This window comes from Pseudomonas sp. HD57-3 (assembly GCF_056113135.1).
Map to the genome: position 1 here is coordinate 5,743,019 of NZ_CM148568.1, position 19,254 is coordinate 5,762,272.

Annotated in this window: 18 protein-coding genes and 4 tRNA genes; 12 read left to right on the top strand and 10 right to left on the bottom strand. The window is 60.0% G+C overall.

Translation table 11 applies throughout. The annotated features are described in order from the left end of the window. The first annotated feature begins 75 nt into the window (after positions 1 to 75). Both AC0R79_RS26025 and AC0R79_RS26030 read left to right on the top strand, forming a co-directional pair. Positions 76 to 3,027: a DUF748 domain-containing protein gene (locus AC0R79_RS26025; RefSeq protein ID WP_474732262.1), complete on the top strand. Its 2,952-nt coding sequence runs from the start codon at positions 76 to 78 to the stop codon at positions 3,025 to 3,027. After that, a complete protein-coding gene (locus AC0R79_RS26030) occupies positions 3,027 to 3,323 on the top strand; it encodes a DUF2845 domain-containing protein (protein WP_375747899.1) in 297 nt (98 codons plus the stop codon). The genes AC0R79_RS26025 and AC0R79_RS26030 overlap by 1 nt, the downstream gene beginning before the upstream one ends. A gap of 167 nt (positions 3,324 to 3,490) precedes the next feature. Here the strand turns inward: AC0R79_RS26030 and AC0R79_RS26035 are convergent, their stop codons facing one another. Together AC0R79_RS26035 and AC0R79_RS26040 are read right to left on the bottom strand one after the other, a co-directional pair. Beyond that, the gene (locus AC0R79_RS26035) at positions 3,491 to 3,847 is read right to left on the bottom strand and encodes a BON domain-containing protein (RefSeq protein WP_085608680.1); all 357 of its coding nucleotides are present in this window, start codon (positions 3,845 to 3,847) and stop codon (positions 3,491 to 3,493) included. 311 nt (positions 3,848 to 4,158) lie between these two features. Then, complete coding sequence (locus AC0R79_RS26040; RefSeq protein WP_011335978.1) at positions 4,159 to 4,575, bottom strand: pilin; 417 nt, start codon at positions 4,573 to 4,575, stop codon at positions 4,159 to 4,161. Positions 4,576 to 4,801: 226 nt separating this feature from the next. On the opposite strand from AC0R79_RS26040, the gene pilB reads away from it, so the two are divergent. Genes pilB through yacG form a run of 5 tightly spaced genes read left to right on the top strand, consistent with a single transcriptional unit; the run spans position 4,802 to position 9,413 of the window. Further along, positions 4,802 to 6,502 (top strand): type IV-A pilus assembly ATPase PilB, encoded by a 1,701-nt coding sequence (gene pilB, locus AC0R79_RS26045; protein WP_474732265.1) that lies wholly within the window; start codon positions 4,802 to 4,804, stop codon positions 6,500 to 6,502. A 2-nt stretch (positions 6,503 to 6,504) separates the two neighbouring features. Beyond that, positions 6,505 to 7,722, top strand: a complete 1,218-nt coding sequence (locus AC0R79_RS26050; protein ID WP_127799970.1) for a type II secretion system F family protein — start codon at positions 6,505 to 6,507, stop codon at positions 7,720 to 7,722. Between the two features lies 1 nt (position 7,723). Further along, a complete protein-coding gene (locus AC0R79_RS26055) occupies positions 7,724 to 8,596 on the top strand; it encodes a prepilin peptidase (protein ID WP_474732266.1) in 873 nt (290 codons plus the stop codon). After that, on the top strand, positions 8,593 to 9,216 hold the full coding sequence (coaE, locus tag AC0R79_RS26060) for a dephospho-CoA kinase (protein ID WP_007959586.1): 624 nt from the start codon (positions 8,593 to 8,595) through the stop codon (positions 9,214 to 9,216). The genes AC0R79_RS26055 and coaE overlap by 4 nt, the downstream gene beginning before the upstream one ends. Continuing rightward, positions 9,213 to 9,413 (top strand): DNA gyrase inhibitor YacG, encoded by a 201-nt coding sequence (gene yacG, locus AC0R79_RS26065; protein WP_011335983.1) that lies wholly within the window; start codon positions 9,213 to 9,215, stop codon positions 9,411 to 9,413. Before coaE ends, yacG begins: the two co-directional genes overlap by 4 nt. Before the next feature lie 6 nt (positions 9,414 to 9,419). Here the strand turns inward: yacG and AC0R79_RS26070 are convergent, their stop codons facing one another. Both AC0R79_RS26070 and AC0R79_RS26075 read right to left on the bottom strand, forming a co-directional pair. Beyond that, positions 9,420 to 9,635, bottom strand: coding sequence for a hypothetical protein (locus tag AC0R79_RS26070; protein ID WP_007959584.1), 216 nt, complete (start codon positions 9,633 to 9,635; stop codon positions 9,420 to 9,422). A 65-nt stretch (positions 9,636 to 9,700) separates the two neighbouring features. Further along, a complete protein-coding gene (locus AC0R79_RS26075) occupies positions 9,701 to 10,390 on the bottom strand; it encodes an energy-coupling factor ABC transporter permease (RefSeq protein ID WP_115079246.1) in 690 nt (229 codons plus the stop codon). A 133-nt stretch (positions 10,391 to 10,523) separates the two neighbouring features. On the opposite strand from AC0R79_RS26075, the gene AC0R79_RS26080 reads away from it, so the two are divergent. From AC0R79_RS26080 to AC0R79_RS26100, 5 genes are all read left to right on the top strand, one after another. Beyond that, on the top strand, positions 10,524 to 11,150 hold the full coding sequence (locus AC0R79_RS26080) for a DUF1780 domain-containing protein (RefSeq protein WP_007959580.1): 627 nt from the start codon (positions 10,524 to 10,526) through the stop codon (positions 11,148 to 11,150). Then, positions 11,147 to 11,674, top strand: coding sequence for an MOSC domain-containing protein (locus tag AC0R79_RS26085; protein WP_102686306.1), 528 nt, complete (start codon positions 11,147 to 11,149; stop codon positions 11,672 to 11,674). Before AC0R79_RS26080 ends, AC0R79_RS26085 begins: the two co-directional genes overlap by 4 nt. A gap of 51 nt (positions 11,675 to 11,725) precedes the next feature. Then, positions 11,726 to 11,899, top strand: a complete 174-nt coding sequence (locus AC0R79_RS26090) for a DUF3094 domain-containing protein (protein ID WP_007909875.1) — start codon at positions 11,726 to 11,728, stop codon at positions 11,897 to 11,899. Between the two features lie 63 nt (positions 11,900 to 11,962). After that, positions 11,963 to 13,261, top strand: a complete 1,299-nt coding sequence (locus AC0R79_RS26095; protein ID WP_474732267.1) for an NAD(P)/FAD-dependent oxidoreductase — start codon at positions 11,963 to 11,965, stop codon at positions 13,259 to 13,261. Between the two features lie 211 nt (positions 13,262 to 13,472). Then, on the top strand, positions 13,473 to 13,880 hold the full coding sequence (locus tag AC0R79_RS26100; protein ID WP_007959573.1) for an HvfA family oxazolone/thioamide-modified RiPP metallophore: 408 nt from the start codon (positions 13,473 to 13,475) through the stop codon (positions 13,878 to 13,880). A gap of 72 nt (positions 13,881 to 13,952) precedes the next feature. Here the strand turns inward: AC0R79_RS26100 and AC0R79_RS26105 are convergent, their stop codons facing one another. The 6 genes from AC0R79_RS26105 to clpB form a co-directional block, all read right to left on the bottom strand. Continuing rightward, positions 13,953 to 15,578, bottom strand: a complete 1,626-nt coding sequence (locus AC0R79_RS26105; protein ID WP_375747902.1) for a methyl-accepting chemotaxis protein — start codon at positions 15,576 to 15,578, stop codon at positions 13,953 to 13,955. Between the two features lie 159 nt (positions 15,579 to 15,737). Beyond that, positions 15,738 to 15,814 (bottom strand) — tRNA-Pro (locus AC0R79_RS26110). A 97-nt stretch (positions 15,815 to 15,911) separates the two neighbouring features. Continuing rightward, positions 15,912 to 15,987 (bottom strand) — tRNA-Lys (locus tag AC0R79_RS26115). A gap of 5 nt (positions 15,988 to 15,992) precedes the next feature. Continuing rightward, positions 15,993 to 16,069 (bottom strand) — tRNA-Pro (locus AC0R79_RS26120). Between the two features lie 9 nt (positions 16,070 to 16,078). Then, a tRNA-Asn gene (locus tag AC0R79_RS26125) sits at positions 16,079 to 16,154 on the bottom strand. Positions 16,155 to 16,452: 298 nt separating this feature from the next. Beyond that, positions 16,453 to 19,017, bottom strand: a complete 2,565-nt coding sequence (gene clpB, locus AC0R79_RS26130; protein ID WP_007959569.1) for an ATP-dependent chaperone ClpB — start codon at positions 19,015 to 19,017, stop codon at positions 16,453 to 16,455. Positions 19,018 to 19,254 lie beyond the last annotated feature (237 nt).

Consider the following 19,254-nt stretch of genomic DNA (forward strand, 5'->3'; position numbering starts at 1 on the left):
AACAATCCTGTCTCGCGCGATGTACTTCGGAACCGGAATCGCGTGCCATACTCCAAGGCACTCCGATTCAGACAGATGAAGCCGCACATGCCCAAAGGATTGATTCGCGCGATTGGCGCCCTGTTGACTGCCCTGGCCCTCTACAGCCTGCTGGGGTTCCTGATTTTGCCGGGCATTGCGCTCAGGGTGGTAAATCAGCAACTGGCCAACTACGCCACGGTGCCGGCGCATCTGCAGCGCATCGAACTCAACCCGTTCAGCCTTGAACTCACGCTGTGGGGCCTGGTGATCGGCGAGCCGGGCAAAGAACAGGTCGGCTTCGAACGTCTGTACGCCAACCTGCAACTCGACAGCCTGTGGACCAAAGCCCTGCATCTGTCCGATATCGAACTGGAAAAATCCAAGACCGAGATCCTGTTCGCCAAGGACGGCCAACTCAACCTTCTAGGTCTGTTCAAGCTCCCGGCCAGCGAGCCAACCCCCGCCGATCCCGACGCCAAACCGTTTCCGCTGCGCATCGACCGGATCCAGCTGGCCGGCGGCAACCTGCATTTTGTGGATGCGCGTCCCAGCGAGCCGATCGAATTCGTTTACGACAAGCTCGATTTCGAGCTGAAAAACCTCAGCACCCTGCCTGAAGACAACGCCGACATGACCCTCGTCGCGATCGGCCCGGCCGGTGGGCAGATCGACTGGAAAGGCAATTTCAGCCTGGTTCCGATCGCCTCCGAAGGCACCCTCAAGATCACCGACGGCAAGATGAAAGCCTTCTGGCCCTACGTGCGCGACGCCGTGCCACTGGTGCTGGAAGAGGGTGTCGTCAGCCTGAGCACCGACTACAAGCTCAACCTGTCCAAGGAAACCGAACTGCTGCTGAGCAACGTCGCGGTCAACATCGCGCCGTTCGCCATCAAGGCGCCGGACGGACGGCAGCTGGCGAAACTCGAGCGTCTCGACGTCAGCGACACCACCGTGGACCTGGCCAAACAGCAAGTGGTGGTCGGCAAGATCCGCAGCCAGAAACTGGAAACCTGGGCTGCGCTTGAAGCGGATGGACAACTGGACTGGCAGAAACTGTTTGCCAGCCAGCCATCGAAACCTGCCGCCAAAGCAGCGGCGGAACCGGCAAGCACACCAGCCGCGGCGGATTCGCCGAAACCCGAGCCGACCGCGCCGAGCAAGCCATGGCAAGTGCTGCTCAAGGACGTGCAACTGCGTGACTATAAAGTGCATCTGGCCGACCGCTCGGCGAAGCCCGAAGTCACCCTGGATGTCACCCCGCTGAACGTCGATCTGCAAAATTTCGACAGCCTCAACGGCTCGCCTTTCAACCTAAAACTCGACAGCGGGCTGGGCAAGCAAGGCAAGATCAGCGCCGACGGCGTGGTCAATCTGGCCCCGGTCACCGCGCAGCTCAACGTGAAAACCCAGGACATCGACCTGCGGGTCGCCCAGTCCTACATCAACCCGTTCATTCGCCTCGAACTACGCAGCGGCATGCTCGGCAGCGACCTGAAAGTGAACCTGAAAAGCACTGACCCGCTGGCCCTCAGCGTCACCGGTCGCGCTCAGGTCGATCAGTTGCACACCCTCGACACCCTGAAAACCCGCGACTTCCTCAAGTGGCAGCAAGTGGTGGTCGAAGGCCTGAACTATCAGCACGGCGACAGCCTGTCGATCGACAAGGTCAACCTGTTCCAGCCGTATGCGCGGTTCATGATCAACGATGACCGCACCACCAACATCGACGACCTGTTGATCCCGCAACCGGCCGATTCCGGGGCGAAGACCGCTGCGGCGAAACCGGCGAGCAATGACAAACCGCTGGGCATTCACATCGGCGGCATCGCGATCAACGACGGCTCGGCCAACTTCGCCGACTTCAGCCTGACCCCGAACTTTGCCACCGCGATCCAGCAGCTCAACGGCCAGATCGGCACCATCGACAGCCGTCAGGCGAAGCCCGCCAGCGTCGACGTCAAAGGCAAGGTCGACCGCTATGCGCCGGTGACCATCAAGGGCGCGGTCAACCCGTTCGATCCGATGGCCAGCCTCGACATCGCCACCAGTTTCAAACGGGTCGAGCTGACCACCCTGACGCCCTACTCCGGCAAGTTCGCCGGCTACCGGATCCGCAAGGGCCGGCTCAACCTCGACCTGCATTACCTGATCACCAAGGGCCAGCTCAAAGCCGAGAACAAGGTGGTGGTCGAGCAACTGCAACTGGGTGAGAAAGTCGACAGCCCGGACGCCGTGAGCCTGCCGCTGAAACTGGCGATCGCGCTGCTCAAGGACGTCGACGGCAAGATCTCAATCGAGCTGCCGGTGACCGGAGATCTGAACAACCCGCAGTTCAGCGTGATGCCGATTGTCTGGCAGACCCTGCGCAACCTGATCGTCAAGGCCGCCGCCGCACCGTTCAAGCTGATTGGCGGACTGGTCAGTGGTGGTGGCTCGGAAGACCTCGGCACCGTGTCCTTCGCACCGGGTTCCAGCGATCTGAGCAAAGATGCCGAAGCGGCGCTGGTGAAACTGTCACAAGCGCTGAAGGAGCGGCCGGCCCTGCGTCTGGAAATCGAAGGCACCGCGGCAAAAAGCAGTGACGGTCCGTTGCTCGCCGAACAGCGCCTGGAACGCGAATACCAGTACAACTACTACAAGATGCTCCAGCGCCGGGGCGACAAGGTGCCGGCTCAGGCTTCGCTGATTCAGGTACCGGATAACGAAAAAGGCCCGCTGCTTGAGGGCATCTACCGCACTCGCCTGAAAACCCAGCCACCGGCCGAATGGAAGGATCTGGGCAAGGAAGAACGCACCGCGAAAATGCGCGCCGATGTGATCAAGTTCTGGAGCTCCAGCGATGTGCTGCTGCGCCAGCTCGGTCAGGACCGGGCCAGCAGCATCAAGGATTACCTGGTGGACAAGGGCCAATTGGCCGACGATCGCGTGTACTTCATCGACGCCAACCTCGGCGAAGCGGAAAGCGATGGCCGGGTGGTGACACAAATGCATCTGGATGCCGAGTGATGAACCCAAAGTGGCTGACTGCACTGGGGCTGGCGTTGATCGCCAGCCAGGCTGCGGCGTCCGATACCCTGCGCTGCGGCAGCCAGTTGGTGAGCCTTGGCGACCGCGCCAGCGAGGTGCTGCAAAAGTGCGGTGAGCCGGTCAGTCGCGATCTGCTCGGTTACAAGCGCAGCGCCAACCGTCGTGAAGAGTTTCAGGTCGAGGAATGGACCTACGGCCCGAGCAACGGCATGTATCAATACCTGCGTTTTGAAGGCAATCGCCTGAAGCAGATCAACAGCAAACGCGGCAACTGACCTCCCCCACTTTTTCCTCCCCTGAAATAGAACAGGCCCCGACATGAATGCCGGGGCCTGTAATGGCCACATTCCGTGTGGCCGTTCGCATGAACTCTAAAGTGCGGCAGACGTATTGCTCGGCCCGCCTGTCGCGTCTTCTCCCGGTTCAGGCGAGAAGTCTTGCCTTACTCGGCTTTCAGGCCGTCAGCGGAGACCGCTTTGACGCCTTTGATTTTCTTGGTGATGTTCACTGCGGTGGTTTTCTGGGCTTCGGTGATGGCGACCTCAGAGGACAGGGAAACCACACCTTTGTTGGTTTCGACTTTGATGTCGGTACCAGGAATGCCTTTTTCGGTTACCAGGTCGCTTTTGACTTTGGTAGTGATCCAGGTATCGGAAGTAGCTTCTTTAGCCTTGGTGACTTCACCGGCAGCCAGGGTCATTGGCGCCTGAGTGGTCTGAGTCGATTGAGCAAATGCACCGGAAGCCATGGTCAGGGTCAGCGCGGTAGCAGCAGCGGCAGTGATAGCGAACTTCTTCATACGAGTAACTCCTGTTTTTCTGGAAAGTCTGCTGGTTGTCTTGTCAGCAGGGTTACCGGAGATATTGCGAACGCTGTGCCAACTTTTAAAAACTCAATAAATCGTTATAAATCAACATCTTAAGAATTATAGAAATTTCCGGAATCATGCAATTTGCATGACCTTGTGCAAAAAGACATGCAAGTTGCGGTTTTTCTGAAAGTTCCTAACTCGCTGAAATTATTGAAGCTTTTATTAAACAGAAAGCCATAAAAAAATGCCCCGCGGCGCGGGGCATTCTTTATAGAGCAGCCAGCTTTAAGCGTTGTGGATCAAACGCCCGGGCAACTGGTGGTCGAATAGTCTTTCGAACCCGAGAACTTGCACGACCAACCTGCTGCCGCCGTACGGGTCAGGGTGACGGTTTGCCCCAACACAGGCGCCGGAGCGTTGAGCAAGGTGCAGGTGATGGTCCCTGTGCCGTCGGCAACTTTACCGCTCGCCGCCAGCGTGCAATTTTGTGTCGCAGTCGTACCCGCATTGACGTTAGTAATGCTCGGATCAGTAGAGCCTGCATTGATGACGTCTTCAAAGTTGACCTTCAGCGCCGACGCTTCGGCAATCCCCGCCGTGACCTTGGCCCGCGCCTGATATTTGGAATACTGCGGCAAGGCAATTGTCGCCAGAATCCCGATGATCGCCACAACGATCAGCAGCTCGATCAGAGTGAAACCTTGTTGTTTCTTCATAGACACGCTCCATGCATGAGTCGGAATCTCATGATCTGAACAGGACTCAGCACAGCCCGTGCCAAGCGCTCGCAGCCCCGGCCTGCTGGGTATGAACCGGACGTCGTGCCGATTCCTACAACCCGTAACCGCACTATCTGACACTTTTTGTCACCTGCACCCCGGGTGTTTGGCGCTGTCACTTGACTAGGCTATAAGTCATGAACGGCAAGCATGTGGAAACCCCATGAATGACATCGCTCTGAGCGGTCTGGCCAAACAACTGGTCCAGGCCGAATTGCTCACGGAAAAGAGTGCCCAGCAAGCCTGGCAACAGGCGCAGCGCAATCGCCTGTCGCTGGTCAGTTACCTGGTGCAGAACAAACTGGTGAAGAGCTGGCAGGTCGCCGAAATAGCCTCGGAGCATTTCGGCATGGCATTTCTCGACCTCAACTGCCTCGACAAGGAAACCCAGCCCAAGGGCCTGGTCAGTGAAAAACTGGTGCGCCAGCACCACGCCCTGCCCCTCTGGCGGCGCGGGAACAAACTGTTCGTGGGGATTTCCGACCCGAGCAACCATCAGGCGATCAATGACATTCAGTTCAGCACCGGGCTGAGCACCGAAGCCATTCTGGTCGAGGACGACAAGCTCACCGACGCCATCGAAAAATTCTTCGACACCCACGCCACCGGCCTGGAAGAGATGGCCGATGTCGACCTCGACGGCCTGGACATCGAGTCGGCCGACGACAGCAGACAGGACACACTTGGCGGGATCGACGCCGACGATGCCCCGGTGGTGCGCTTCGTACACAAGATGCTGCTGGACGCGATCAAGAGCGGCTCATCCGACCTGCATTTCGAGCCTTACGAAAAGAACTATCGGGTGCGGGTGCGTACCGACGGCATCCTGCGCGAAGTGGCCAAGCCGCCGATTCAGCTCGCCGGGCGCATTGCCGCGCGCCTGAAGGTCATGGCCAGCCTCGACATTTCAGAACGGCGCAAACCCCAGGACGGGCGGATCAAGATGCGTCTGTCGAAGAGCAAATCGATCGATTTCCGGGTCAACACCCTGCCCACGCTCTGGGGCGAGAAAGTGGTGATGCGGATCCTCGACCCGTCCAGTGCCCAGATCGGCATCGATGCCCTCGGTTACGAGCCGGAGCAGAAAGACCTGTACATGGCCGCCCTCAAGCAGCCGCAAGGCATGATTCTGGTAACCGGCCCCACCGGTTCGGGCAAAACCGTGTCGCTGTACACCGGGCTGAACATCCTCAATACCGTCGACATCAACATCTCCACCGCCGAAGACCCGGTGGAGATCAACATGGAAGGCATCAACCAGGTCAACGTCAATCCACGTCAGGGGTTGGACTTTGCCCAGGCCCTGCGCTCGTTCCTGCGTCAGGACCCGGACGTGATCATGGTCGGCGAGATCCGCGACCTCGAAACCGCCGAAATCGCGATCAAGGCCGCCCAGACCGGGCACCTCGTGTTGTCTACCCTGCACACCAACAGCGCAGCAGAAACGCTGACCCGCCTGCACAACATGGGCATTCCCGGCTTCAACATCGCGACCTCGGTGAGCCTGATCATTGCCCAGCGCCTGGCGCGAAAACTCTGTAGCCACTGCAAGAAACTCATCGAGATCCCCCGGGAGACCCTGATCAAGGAAGGTTTCCCCGAGGAACGCATCGGCCATTTCACGATCTATGAGCCCTCTGGTTGCGATCACTGCAACGGCGGGTACAAGGGTCGCGTGGGGATTTATGAAGTGGTGAAGAACACCCCCGAGCTGCAACGGCTGATCATGGCCGAGGGCAACTCACTGGAAATCGATACCCAGATGCGCCGGGACGGCTTCAACGACCTGCGCACCTCGGGCCTGATCAAGGCCATGCAAGGCATCACCAGCCTTGAAGAAATCAACCGGGTCACCAAGGACTGAACATGGCGGTCAAGGCAGCGAAAATCAGTGTCTACGCCTGGGAAGGCACGGACCGCAAAGGCAGCAAGGTGACCGGCGAGCTGAGCGGCCAGAACCCCGCACTGGTCAAGGCCCAATTGCGCAAGCAAGGCATCAACCCGGGCAAGGTACGCAAGAAATCCGCCTCGCTGCTGAGCTTCGGCAAGCGCATCAAGGCCCAGGACATTGCCCTGTTCACCCGGCAGATGGCGACCATGATGAAGGCCGGCGTGCCTCTGTTGCAGTCATTCGACATCATTGGCGAAGGCTTCGAGAACCCGGCCATGCGCAAGCTGGTCGACGAGGTGAAACAGGAAGTCGCCGCCGGCAACAGCTTCGCCGCCGCGCTGCGCAAGAAGCCTCAGTATTTTGACGAGTTGTACTGCAACCTGGTGGATGCCGGTGAGCAGTCCGGCGCGCTCGACACCCTGCTGGAGCGGGTCGCGACCTACAAGGAAAAGAGCGAAAGTCTCAAAGCCAAGATCAGGAAGGCCATGACCTATCCGTCCGCCGTGGTGCTGGTGGCGGCGGTGGTTACCGGGATTCTGCTGGTCAAGGTGGTGCCGCAGTTCCAGTCGGTGTTCTCTGGCTTCGGCGCCGAACTGCCGGCCTTCACGCTGATGGTGATCAGCCTGTCCGAATTCATGCAGCAATGGTGGTGGGCGATTCTCGGTTTGCTGGTGGCCGGTTTTTTCGGCACCCGCCATGCCCTGAAAAAATCCCAGGCCATGCGCGACCGACGTGACACCTGGTTTCTCAAGCTGCCGCTGGTGGGCACGCTGATGTACAAGTCCGCCGTGGCGCGGTTTGCCCGGACCCTGTCGACCACCTTCGCAGCCGGTGTGCCGTTGGTGGAAGCGCTGGACTCGGTGGCCGGGGCCACCGGCAACGTGGTGTTCAAGCGCGCCGTGCTGCGCATCCGCCAGGACGTTTCCACCGGCATGCAGCTGAATTTCTCGATGCGCTCCACCGGCATCTTTCCGAACATGGCGGTGCAGATGACCGCCATCGGCGAAGAGTCCGGCGCACTGGACGAGATGCTCGACAAGGTCGCGGGGTTCTATGAGGACGAAGTGGACAACATGGTCGACAACCTCACCAGCCTGATGGAGCCGTTCATCATGGTGGTGCTCGGGGTGATCGTCGGCGGTCTCGTAGTGGCGATGTACCTGCCGATCTTCCAACTCGGCTCAGCGATCTGACATGCCTATCGACGAACTCTTCAGTCTCTATCCGCTGGCCTTTGTTTTCACCGCCCTGCTGCTGGGGCTGGTGGTCGGCAGTTTTCTCAACGTGTTGATCTGGCGCCTGCCGAAAATGCTCGAGCGGGAATGGCGCCAGCAGGCTCACGATGTGTTGGGGCTGCCCGGTGAAGCGCCGTTGCCCACCTACAACCTGATGCTGCCGCACTCGCAGTGCCCGCACTGTGGCCACCGGATCCGCGCGTGGGAAAACATTCCCGTGTTGAGTTACGTGTTCCTGCGCGGGCGCTGTTCAAGTTGCAGCGCACCGATCAGCAAGCGTTACCCGCTGACCGAGCTGGCCTGCGGCATGCTCTCGGCGTTCATCGCTTGGCACCTGGGTTTCGGCTGGCCGGCGTGCCTGCTGATCGTGCTGACCTGGGGCCTGTTGGCCATGAGCCTGATCGACACCGAGCATCAGTTGCTGCCCGACGTGCTGGTGCTGCCGCTGCTGTGGCTGGGGCTGATCGTCAACAGCTTCGAGCTGTTCGTGCCGCTGCACGATGCCCTGTGGGGCGCGGTGCTGGGTTACATGGCGCTGTGGTCGGTGTTCTGGCTGTTCAAACTGATCACTGGCAAGGACGGCATCGGTCACGGCGATTTCAAGCTGCTGGCGCTGCTCGGGGCCTGGGGCGGCTGGCAGATTTTGCCGCTGACCATTCTTTTGTCCTCGCTGGTGGGCGCCGTGCTCGGGGTGATTTTGCTCAAGCTGCGTGACCAGAAAACCTCGACGCCGATCCCCTTCGGCCCGTATCTGACAATTGCCGGCTGGATTGCCTTGCTCTGGGGTGGTCAAATAACCGGCTTCTATTGGCAGTTTGTCGGTTTGAAATGAATACCCCTGTGGAAAAACCCTGGATTCTCGGCCTGACCGGCGGCATCGGCAGCGGCAAAAGCGCCGCCGCCCAGCACTTCATCGACCTTGGTATCCACGTGGTGGACGCCGACCACGCGGCGCGCTGGGTGGTCGAACCGGGCCGTCCGGCGCTGGCGAAGATCGCCGAACACTTCGGCCCCGATGTGTTGCAGGCCGACGGCACGCTGGATCGTGCAGCCCTGCGCAAACTGATCTTTGAGGTGCCGGAGCAACGGCGCTGGCTCGAAGCGCTGCTGCATCCGCTGATCGCCGAGGAAATCGCCCATCATCTGGCGCTGGCACAATCGCCTTACGCGATTCTGGTCTCGCCGCTGCTGATCGAATCCGGGCAATACGCGATGACTCAGCGAATCCTGGTGATCGACGCCCCGCAACAACTGCAGATCGAACGCACCTTGCAGCGTGACCAGACCAGCGAACAGCAGGTCCAGGCGATCCTCAAGGCCCAGTCCAGCCGCGAAGACCGCGTCAGCCGTGCCGACGACGTGGTGGTCAACGACCGCGACCTCGCCTGGCTGCACAGCGAGGTCGAGCGCCTGCATCACTTTTACCTGACTTTATCCGGAGGCCAATCATGAGCCAGACCCCTACCGTCAACTGCCCGACTTGCGGCGCGCCCGTGGAATTCACCCCGGAAAACAAATACCGTCCGTTCTGCTCGGACCGCTGCAAACTGATCGACCTCGGCGCCTGGGCGTCGGAAGAACACAAGATTCCCGTGGCCCCGGATGCCGAGGACGAACTGTTTTCCGGCGATTTCGACCCGCGTCACTGATCCCGCTCAGGGCCGCATGAAGCCGTAGTCCTGATCGTCGTCGAGGTTTTCCGCCAGAAAGCGCAACTCGTCGGCCAGGTCTTCGGCGTTGCGCACCGCCTTGCTCTGCTGCACCACTGCACTGAGCAAGGCGCGCAGGCTCAGGCCCGGATCAAATCCCACCTCCTGTGCCATCTCCAGACTCTGCCGGGTTTCCTGCCTCGCCCACTCGTACACGCTCATGCCGCTGCTCCTGAAGGGATTTGGCCGAGCATGAAATGCCGCGCGCTGGGTGGATTTGATGTGGATCAAGACTTGGGATCGTCGTCCTTCCACGGCGCCGAAAGGTAGCGGGTGCGGTTGAAGGTCTCCAGCCATTCCGGGCAGAACACCACCAAGGCACTGACCACCATGCCGTTGATGAAGGCTTCGGGAAAAATCAGCAACCACAGGTAACCGATGAAATCCTCCAACCATTCCGGCATGGCAAAGAGGCCGTCGTACCAGAGCAACGTCAGGCTCAGCGTCAGGCAGAACAACGCCGACAGCGCCGCGGCGAAAAAGCCGGAACAGAAGATGTACACGAACGGATTGCGCGGCTGCGCACGCTCGACCAGGATCGCCACGCATTCGGTGATCAGCACCGGCAACAGGATCAGCAAGGCGCCGTTGACCCCGACGGCCACCAGATCCTGACGCCCCAACAGCACCAGTCCCAGTTGCGCCACCAGTCCGCCGACGATCGCCAGCGGCCAGTCCAGCAGCAGCGTCACCGCTGTCATGCCGATGAAGTGGTAAGACACCCCGGTGTCGAAATCCCTGCGCACCAGCCACAGCAGAAACAACGCGAACACCGTGCCGAACAGCAAATGCTGACGACGGTTGTCGCTGAACAGTTCGACCCACGGTGCGCGAACAATCGCCCAGAGCAACACCGGCAGGTAAATCAGCCAGCCGAGAGTCAGACTCGTCGATGACAGCAATTCTGCACCGATCATGATCCCATCACCTTCATTCGCACCGCAGACTCCTTTGATTGGCGCTCCTGCGGCGAAGTCTACACCTGCACGGCGGGACATCTGCCGATGCAAAGCTTTCTGCTTGTCGCAATTGAACGCTAAGCTTGGGCCTATGGATGACTCAGATTATTTACGCCTGCTGACCATCGCGGCCGAGCAAGCCAACGCCTTCCTGTCCAATGCCCGCAAATGGGAGCGTGAGCGTTGGGTCTGCCAGCGCCTGCTGCAAGGCTTGAATATTCCTTATCGTGCCGACGAATTCGCCCCCGCCGGTGAGCCGCCGGACGTGTTGTTTCGCGACGCCAACTTCGAAGTGTTTTTCGTCCTCGACGAGGGACGTCGGCTCAACGACGAATGGCGCGATGAGCTGCAACGGCGACGCAGTGCGTTTTCCCTCAGCCAACTGGTACGGCGTGAAGCCAAGCCGCGGCGGATTCCGGCCAATGAGTTTCTGCTGAGACTGGCGCCGACCTTGCGCAAGAAAGCGCACAACTACAAGGAACGCGGGATGGATCTGGGCGAGCTGGACATCATTGCCTTCGCCAGCCTCAAGCGCGAAGTGCTCGATCTGAACAGCCACTTTCCTCCGCCCACCGAGTACCTGCGTCAGGGCTGGCGCTCACTGTCGCTGGTCGGGCCGACCTTTGCCCGGGTGTTGTTCGCTCATCCCGATGCCCCGGATTTTCTGCGCGGCAACCTGGGCCGCAGCATCGTGTTCGATGTCGGGATCAGCCTGTGACGCCGCTTCAACAATTGATTGCTGATGTCCCGCAGACCGGATGCGTGCGCTGGATTGGCGTGCGCCCCGAATCACGGGGGCCGATGCTCGCGCTCGATGCGGTGGAGGCGCGGCTTGAAGCCGGGCTCACCGGTGATCACGCTCGGCCCGGTGTGCGCAATGCGCGGCAGGTGACGCTGATTCAGTGGGAGCATCTGGCCGTGATCAGCGCCCTGATGGGCCGGTCGGCCGAACAACCGGTCACACCTGAAGATCTGCGGCGCAATCTCGTTATAAGCGGGATCAACCTGTTCAGCCTCAAGGGGCGGCGCTTTCGCATTGGTCAGGCGATTTTCGAAACTACAGGCTGGTGCCAGCCGTGTGCGCGCCTGCAAAACAACCTTGGCCCCGGAACGTTCCAGGCCGTGCGAGGGCATGGCGGAATCACCGCGCGAGTGTTACAAAGCGGGATCATTCGCCTCGGGGACAGTGTGTCTGTCGAACCGGTCCCGGACAGTGGCTATGCTGCGTTCAATCCCGGTTGAAAACCGCTGTAGCGTGTTCTCATTCAGTAACGTCTACCTGACGAGGCCTTTATGACCAGCCGCCTGAACCCCGAAGACCAGAAGCATGTCGAAGAGTACCTGCAGTTGTCCCAACACCGTGTCGAGCGCCGGCCATTCCGGCCGTGGATGCTCCTGGTGCTGGTGCTGGCAGTGACCATTGGTCTGGGCCTGTTGAGCCGATTTATCAGTTACCTGACGCTATGAGCTGCATCGCGCTCGCTCGGGTAGCCGTACCGATTTCCTTTCAAAACCTTGCGAGCTATCCCTATGTCCCATCGTATTGTCATTGTCGGCGGCGGCGCCGGCGGTCTGGAGTTGGCTACCCGTCTGGGTAAGACTCTGGGCAAACGCGGCACCGCCAGCATCATGCTGGTCGACGCGAACCTCACGCACATCTGGAAACCGCTGCTGCACGAAGTGGCCGCCGGATCGCTGAACTCTTCCGAAGACGAACTCAACTATGTCGCCCAGGCCAAATGGAACCACTTCGAGTTCCAGCTGGGGCGCATGAGCGGACTCGATCGTGAGCAGAAGAAGATCCAGCTGGCTGCCACCTACGACGAAAACGGCGTTGAGCTGGTCCCGGCGCGGGAAGTGCCCTACGACTCGCTGGTGATCGCGGTCGGCAGCACCACCAACGATTTCGGCACCCAGGGCGCCGCGCAACACTGCCTGTTCCTCGACACCCGCAAACAGGCCGAGCGCTTCCATCAGCAACTGCTCAACCACTACCTGCGTGCTCACGCCGGGCAGACTGATGTGGTCCAGCAGATCAGCGTGGCCATCGTCGGTGCCGGTGCCACGGGTGTCGAGCTCGCGGCCGAGCTGCACAATGCCGCCCATGAGCTCGCGGCTTACGGTCTGGACCGGATCAAACCGGAAAACATGCACATCACCCTGATCGAAGCCGGGCCACGAGTGCTGCCAGCCCTGCCGGAGCGGATCAGCGGGCCGGTACACAAGACTCTGGAGAAACTCGGGGTCAACGTGATGACCAATGCCTCGGTCAGCCAGGTCACCGCCGACAGCCTGATCACCGCCGACAGCAACGAGATCAAGGCCAGTCTGAAAGTCTGGGCTGCCGGGATCCGCGCACCGGGTTTCCTCAAGGACATCGACGGTCTGGAAACCAACCGCATCAATCAGCTGCAAGTGCTGCCAACGCTGCAGACCACCCGCGACGAAAACATTTTCGCCTTCGGTGACTGCGCCGCCTGCCCGCAACCGGGCTCGGATCGCAACGTTCCACCACGGGCCCAGGCTGCGCACCAACAGGCGTCGCTGCTGGCCAAATCGCTGAAACTGCGGATCGAAGGCAAGACCCTGCCGGAGTACAAGTACACCGACTACGGCTCGCTGATTTCGCTGTCGCGTTTTTCGGCGGTGGGTAACCTGATGGGCAACCTGACCGGCAGCGTGATGCTTGAGGGCTGGCTGGCGCGGATGTTTTACGTGTCGCTGTACCGCATGCACCAGATGGCGCTGTACGGGCCGTTCCGCACGGCGATGCTGATGCTGGGCAGCAAGATCGGACGCGGCACCGAGCCGCGCCTGAAGCTGCACTGATGTAAAAAACACCGTGGGGGCGGGCTCGCCCTCACGGTGTTTTGTTTTCTACTGTATCTGCCCTCGCTTTCCCCACCTTCGCTTACAAACGCCCCGCTCCTCGACACAGACGCGATACACCGCCACCGCTTAATGGCCACACCCGAGCACACCTGCTCCGGCTTGATCGCCCTTAACGTGTGGTTGCGCAGTGCAACCGAAGGAGAATGCAATGTCCCGTACTTCGAAAATCGGCAAAAACTCCCTTGGCCTGGTCGGTGCCGTACTGGCCGGCGGCCTGATGCTGTCCGGCTCGGTGTTCGCCGCACAACCGCTGGCCCAGGGCTACATGGTCGCTTCGGCCGAAACCTCGGTAAAAACCCCGGAAGGCAAATGCGGTGAAGGCAAATGCGGCGATGCGTCGATGGCCAAGACCGACACCGATGGCGACGGCAAGGTTTCGCGCGCCGAGTTCCTGAAGGTCGCGCCGAAGTCCGACTTCGACAAGATCGACACCAACCACGACGGCTTCATCGACGAGCAAGAGGCGTACAACAACGTCAAAGCCAACTTCGAAGCCAATGGCAAGAAAATGCCGAAAGGTCTGTTCGAACACCTGAAAGACCAGGACGGTGCCTGATTTTTCAGACGCCCGACAAAACAAAGCCGCGCTTTCTCTGACGAGAAGCGCGGCTTTTTCACGCCTGCATGATTACAGCTGGAAGCGCCGCACCATGCCTTGCAGGGCGTTGGCCAGTTGCGACAGTTCATGGCTCGACGCGTTGGTTTGATCGGCACCCGCCGCCGAACGCACCGACAGATCGCGAATGTTCACCAGATTGCGATCCACTTCACGCGCCACTTGCGCCTGTTCTTCGGCGGCGCTGGCGATCACCAGATTGCGCTCGTGGATTTCGTTTACCGAGGCCGTGATCGTCTGCAACGCTTCACCGGCCCGCTCGGCCAGCACCAACGTGGTGGCAGCGCGCGAGGCACTGGCCTGCATCGACTCCAGCGCCAGGCTCGACCCGCTGCGCATGCCCTGCACCATCTGCTCGATTTCCTGGGTCGATTGTTGCGTGCGATAAGCCAGTGCGCGGACTTCGTCGGCGACCACCGCAAACCCGCGTCCACTCTCCCCGGCCCGGGCCGCTTCGATGGCAGCGTTGAGCGCCAGCAGGTTGGTCTGTTCGGCGATCGCTCGGATCACGTCCAGCACTTTGCCGATGTCCTGCGACTGATTGGCCAGTGATTGCACCAGCTCGCCGGTGTGTTCGACTTCGCTGGCCAGGGCGTTGATGGCGCCGGCGGTTTCGCTGACCCGCTCCTGGCCCAACTGCGCGGATTCACTGGACTGGCGGGTGGCGTCGGACGTCGACACCGCATTGCGGGCAACTTCCTCGACCGCCGTGGTCATCTCGTTAACGGCGGTGGCAGCCTGTTCGATTTCGTTGTTCTGTTGTTGCAGCCCTTGCGTGCTGTCATGGGTAACCGCGCTCAGTTCATCGGAAGCGGTCGCCAGTTGCGTGGCCGAGCCGCTGATGCCCTGCAGGGTTTCGCGCAGGTTCTGCTGCATGGTCGCCAACGCCTTGAGCAACCGGCTGACCTCATCGTTGCCGTGGGTTTCGATCGGACGGGTCAGATCGCCTCTGGCGACGTGTTCAGCAGCGTCGACGGCGGCGCTCAGGGGACGGACGATGCTGCGGGTCAGCAACATGGCCAGGGCCACGGTTGCCAACGCCGCCAGAGCGATGAACAGACTTACGATGGTGCGCGAGGTTTCGTAATGGGCGGCAGAGTTCTGGCTTTCGGCGGCGACCTGGCGGGCGAACAGGTCGGCCAGGTCATTGAGTTGTTTGCCGGAGCCGTCGACCACGGTTTTCATGTCGACCAGCAGCAGCTTGGTCAGCTCATCGCGCTTGCCTTGCTCGGCGAGGGTGAACGACTGGGCGATGCCGGTGCGGTAGGCAGCAAAGGTTTTCTTGAACTGATCGTACAACTGCTGCCCTTCCGGGGTTGTTACCAGCCGGTCGTAGGCGGCGATTTTTTCGCTCAGCTCCTTGTCGCGGGTGTCCATCTGGCTGCGGTACGTGGCGATGTTGGCCGGATCCTGATCCAGCGCCATGCGCAGGGAGATGGTGCGGATGCGCAGCATGATCTCGCGAATCTCGTCGCCGCCGCGAATGCTCGGCAGCCACTGTGTCTCCACCGCCACTTCACTGTCGCGGATGCTCGACATCTGCCCCAGCGCAAACACCCCGAGCAACGCCACCAGCACCGCGATCAGGGCAAAGCCCAGGGCGGCACGGGGAGCAATATTCAACTGACGAAGCAACATGACGAACGCCCTTTTTCTTGTATTGGCCGGATGCAAGGGGCGATCGATGGCAGGCCCCTTTAGTTAGCGGGCTATCGGCAAGTTGTATGACGACTTGAATGAAACATTTCCGGAGGGCAAAAAAAATCCCCGTATCTTTCGATACGAGGATTTTTAATATGGTCGGGGTAAGGGGATTCGAACTCCTGACATCCTGCTCCCAAAGCAGGCGCGCTACCGGACTGCGCTATACCCCGGTAAAAAAAAGGCGACCTTTCAAAGATCGCCTTCTTCGATCAGCGCTTTTGGCCTCTGATCTTAAGATTCGATCCCAGCGTTAACTGGTTTCAAAAATGGTGGGTCGTGTGGGATTCGAACCTACGACCAATTGGTTAAAAGCCAACTGCTCTACCAACTGAGCTAACGACCCAAAAATGGTCGGGGTAAGGGGATTCGAACTCCTGACATCCTGCTCCCAAAGCAGGCGCGCTACCGGACTGCGCTATACCCCGGCTTGAAATTGGCTCCGTGACCAGGACTCGAACCTGGGACCCAATGATTAACAGTCATTTGCTCTACCGACTGAGCTATCACGGAACTACATATTTCAATTTACAACGGTGAAACTTGCAGCTTCTCGACACCGTTTTCGCATCGCTGCGTTCGTGTGTCTGAGGCGCGCTATTCTACAACCTAGAACACCTCTGTCAACCCCCTAAATTGCTTTCAAGTTAATGATTTGCAACTTATTTCAGATTTCTGCCCAGTGAGCTGAAACCGTGTTGGTGACTGACTGCGGGGCGCACTTTACAAGCCTTTTCCTTTGAGTTCAACAGCCTAACGAAAAAAAAGGCCTCGCAGTGCGAGGCCTTGATTACTTCAACACCGTCGAGGGTCAGTTGAACGTGATCTCGTCGTTCTCCACGACGCCGGTCGCGGTCTCGCCCGGCAGGAAACGTCCCGACAGGATCAACTGCGCCAACGGGTTCTCGATCCAGCGCTGGATCGCCCGCTTCAGCGGCCGTGCGCCATAGACCGGGTCGTAGCCGACGGCAATCAGCTTGTCCATCGCTTCCGGGCTCAGCTCCAGCTTCAGCTCGCGCTCGGCCAGACGACTGCGCAGACGGCCCAGCTGGATCTCGGTAATGCCTGCGATCTGATCCCGCGCCAATGGCTCGAAGATCACCACTTCGTCGACCCGATTGATGAACTCCGGACGGAAGTGGGTGGAAATCGCATCCATCACCGCTGCCCGTTGTGCTTCACGATCGCCTACCAGTTCCTGGATCTGCATCGAACCGAGGTTGGAGGTCATGACGATCACGGTATTGCGGAAGTCCACCGTGCGGCCGTGGCTGTCGGTCAGGCGACCATCCTCCAGCACCTGCAGCAGGATGTTGAACACGTCCGGGTGCGCCTTCTCGACTTCGTCCAGCAGGATCACCGAGTAAGGCTTGCGCCGTACCGCTTCAGTCAGATAACCGCCCTCTTCGTAGCCGACGTAGCCCGGTGGCGCACCGATCAGCCGAGCCACGGAATGTTTCTCCATGAACTCGGACATGTCGATCCGCACCATCGCCTCTTCCGTATCGAAGAGGAATTCGGCCAGCGCCTTGCACAACTCGGTTTTACCGACACCGGTCGGGCCGAGGAACATGAACGAGCCGCTCGGACGATTCGGGTCGGACAACCCGGCACGGGAGCGCCGCACCGCGTTGGCCACGGCAACCACTGCTTCGTCCTGGCCGATCACGCGTTGGTGCAACAGGCTTTCCATCTTCATCAGCTTGTCGCGCTCGCCTTCGAGCATTTTCGACACCGGAATACCGGTCCATTTCGAAACGACTTCGGCGATTTCCTCTTCGGTCACCTTGCTGCGCAGCAACTGGTTTTCGCTCTTGCCGTGCTGGTCGACCATTTGCAGGCTGCGCTCCAGATCCGGGATCACCCCGTACTGCAACTCGGCCATGCGGTTCAGGTCGCCTTTACGGCGCGCGGCTTCCAGTTCCTGACGGGACTGTTCGATCTTTTGCTGAATCTGCGCAGAACCCTGCACCTCGGCTTTTTCCGAGTTCCAGATTTCTTCCAGATCCGAATACTCACGCTCGTGACGGACGATTTCTTCCTGGAGTTTTTCCAGGCGCTTGATCGCCGCTTCGTCGCTTTCTTTCTTCAGCGCCTGAGATTCCACCTTTAGTTGAATCAGGCGCCGTTCCAGACGATCCAGCACTTCCGGCTTGGAGTCGATCTCCATGCGGATGCGGCTGGCCGCTTCGTCGATCAGGTCGATCGCCTTGTCCGGCAACTGCCGGTCAGTGATGTAGCGATGGCTGAGCTTGGCCGCCGCGATGATCGCGCCGTCGGTGATCGCCACCTTGTGGTGAACCTCGTAACGCTCCTTGAGGCCACGCAGGATCGCGATGGTGTCTTCTTCGCTCGGCTCGTCCACCAGCACTTTCTGGAAGCGCCGCTCGAGGGCCGCGTCCTTCTCTATATATTGGCGGTACTCGTTGAGCGTGGTCGCGCCGACGCAATGCAGCTCACCACGGGCCAGGGCCGGTTTAAGCATGTTGCCGGCGTCCATCGAGCCTTCGCCCTTGCCGGCGCCGACCATGGTGTGCAGTTCGTCGATGAACAGAATGATCTGCCCTTCCTGCTTCGACAGCTCGTTGAGCAGCGCTTTCAGGCGCTCTTCGAACTCGCCGCGATACTTGGCACCGGCAATCAGCGCACCCATATCGAGGGACAGCAGACGTTTGCCACGCAGGCCATCCGGCACTTCACCATTGATGATGCGCTGGGCCAGCCCCTCGGCAATCGCGGTTTTACCTACGCCAGGCTCGCCGATCAGCACCGGGTTGTTCTTGGTGCGGCGTTGCAGAACCTGAATGGTGCGACGGATCTCGTCGTCACGGCCGATCACCGGGTCGAGCTTGCCTTCTTCGGCGCGCTTGGTCAGGTCGACGGTGTATTTATCCAACGCCTGACGCGACTCTTCGTGGTTGGCGTCATTCACCGCCTCGCCACCGCGCAGGTTGTTGATCGCGTTCTCCAGCGCTTTTTTGCTCACGCCCTGGCCGAGCAGCAACTTGCCAAGCTTGCTGTTCTCGTCCATCGCGGCGAGCAGCACCAGCTCGCTGGAAATGAACTGGTCGCCCTTCTGCTGGGCCAGACGGTCGGCCTGGTTGAGCAGACGCGCCAGATCCTGCGACATGTTCACGTCGCCGGTCGGGTTCTGGATTTTCGGTAATTGATCGAGCTCTTTGGTCAGCTCTTTACGCAAGCTGTTGACGTCGAAGCCCACCTGCATCAACAGGGGTTTGATCGAACCACCCTGCTGTTCAAGCATGGCTTGCATCAAATGCGCCGGCTCGATGGCCGGATGATCGTGGCCGACAGCCAGGGATTGGGCATCGGACAACGCCAACTGCAATTTGCTGGTTAAACGGTCTATACGCATGGGTCACCTTCCTTTTGAGCAGGCCGGACCTAAAAAACCATCCTGAATAAAGAAACCTGCCAGATACCGCTATAGATGCGGTCGATTCTGGAAGATTCAAGCGTCAGGGAGTTGATGCAGGTCAGACAAGCTTAGCGGGCGCCCAGCCTCGCAAATACGTTTCTCTTTTGGCGAGTGGCTGTTTTCGTCAGGCAAGGCGCCGCGACGAGTCATAGCCCGCTATGGCGAGGAGCGGCA

Bases quoted from the DNA above. Each gene is read 5' to 3' on its own strand.
- AC0R79_RS26105 (WP_375747902.1), bottom strand. From the start codon at position 15,578: ATGTTGCTTCGTCAGTTGAATATTGCTCCCCGTGCCGCCCTGGGCTTT.
- yacG (WP_011335983.1), top strand. From the start codon at position 9,213: ATGAGCCAGACCCCTACCGTCAACTGCCCGACTTGCGGCGCGCCCGTG.
- AC0R79_RS26090 (WP_007909875.1), top strand. From the start codon at position 11,726: ATGACCAGCCGCCTGAACCCCGAAGACCAGAAGCATGTCGAAGAGTAC.
- clpB (WP_007959569.1), bottom strand. From the start codon at position 19,017: ATGCGTATAGACCGTTTAACCAGCAAATTGCAGTTGGCGTTGTCCGAT.
- AC0R79_RS26040 (WP_011335978.1), bottom strand. From the start codon at position 4,575: ATGAAGAAACAACAAGGTTTCACTCTGATCGAGCTGCTGATCGTTGTG.
- AC0R79_RS26050 (WP_127799970.1), top strand. From the start codon at position 6,505: ATGGCGGTCAAGGCAGCGAAAATCAGTGTCTACGCCTGGGAAGGCACG.
- AC0R79_RS26030 (WP_375747899.1), top strand. From the start codon at position 3,027: ATGAACCCAAAGTGGCTGACTGCACTGGGGCTGGCGTTGATCGCCAGC.
- AC0R79_RS26055 (WP_474732266.1), top strand. From the start codon at position 7,724: ATGCCTATCGACGAACTCTTCAGTCTCTATCCGCTGGCCTTTGTTTTC.
- AC0R79_RS26080 (WP_007959580.1), top strand. From the start codon at position 10,524: ATGGATGACTCAGATTATTTACGCCTGCTGACCATCGCGGCCGAGCAA.
- AC0R79_RS26025 (WP_474732262.1), top strand. From the start codon at position 76: ATGAAGCCGCACATGCCCAAAGGATTGATTCGCGCGATTGGCGCCCTG.
- AC0R79_RS26070 (WP_007959584.1), bottom strand. From the start codon at position 9,635: ATGAGCGTGTACGAGTGGGCGAGGCAGGAAACCCGGCAGAGTCTGGAG.
- AC0R79_RS26095 (WP_474732267.1), top strand. From the start codon at position 11,963: ATGTCCCATCGTATTGTCATTGTCGGCGGCGGCGCCGGCGGTCTGGAG.
- AC0R79_RS26075 (WP_115079246.1), bottom strand. From the start codon at position 10,390: ATGATCGGTGCAGAATTGCTGTCATCGACGAGTCTGACTCTCGGCTGG.
- AC0R79_RS26035 (WP_085608680.1), bottom strand. From the start codon at position 3,847: ATGAAGAAGTTCGCTATCACTGCCGCTGCTGCTACCGCGCTGACCCTG.
- coaE (WP_007959586.1), top strand. From the start codon at position 8,593: ATGAATACCCCTGTGGAAAAACCCTGGATTCTCGGCCTGACCGGCGGC.
- pilB (WP_474732265.1), top strand. From the start codon at position 4,802: ATGAATGACATCGCTCTGAGCGGTCTGGCCAAACAACTGGTCCAGGCC.
- AC0R79_RS26100 (WP_007959573.1), top strand. From the start codon at position 13,473: ATGTCCCGTACTTCGAAAATCGGCAAAAACTCCCTTGGCCTGGTCGGT.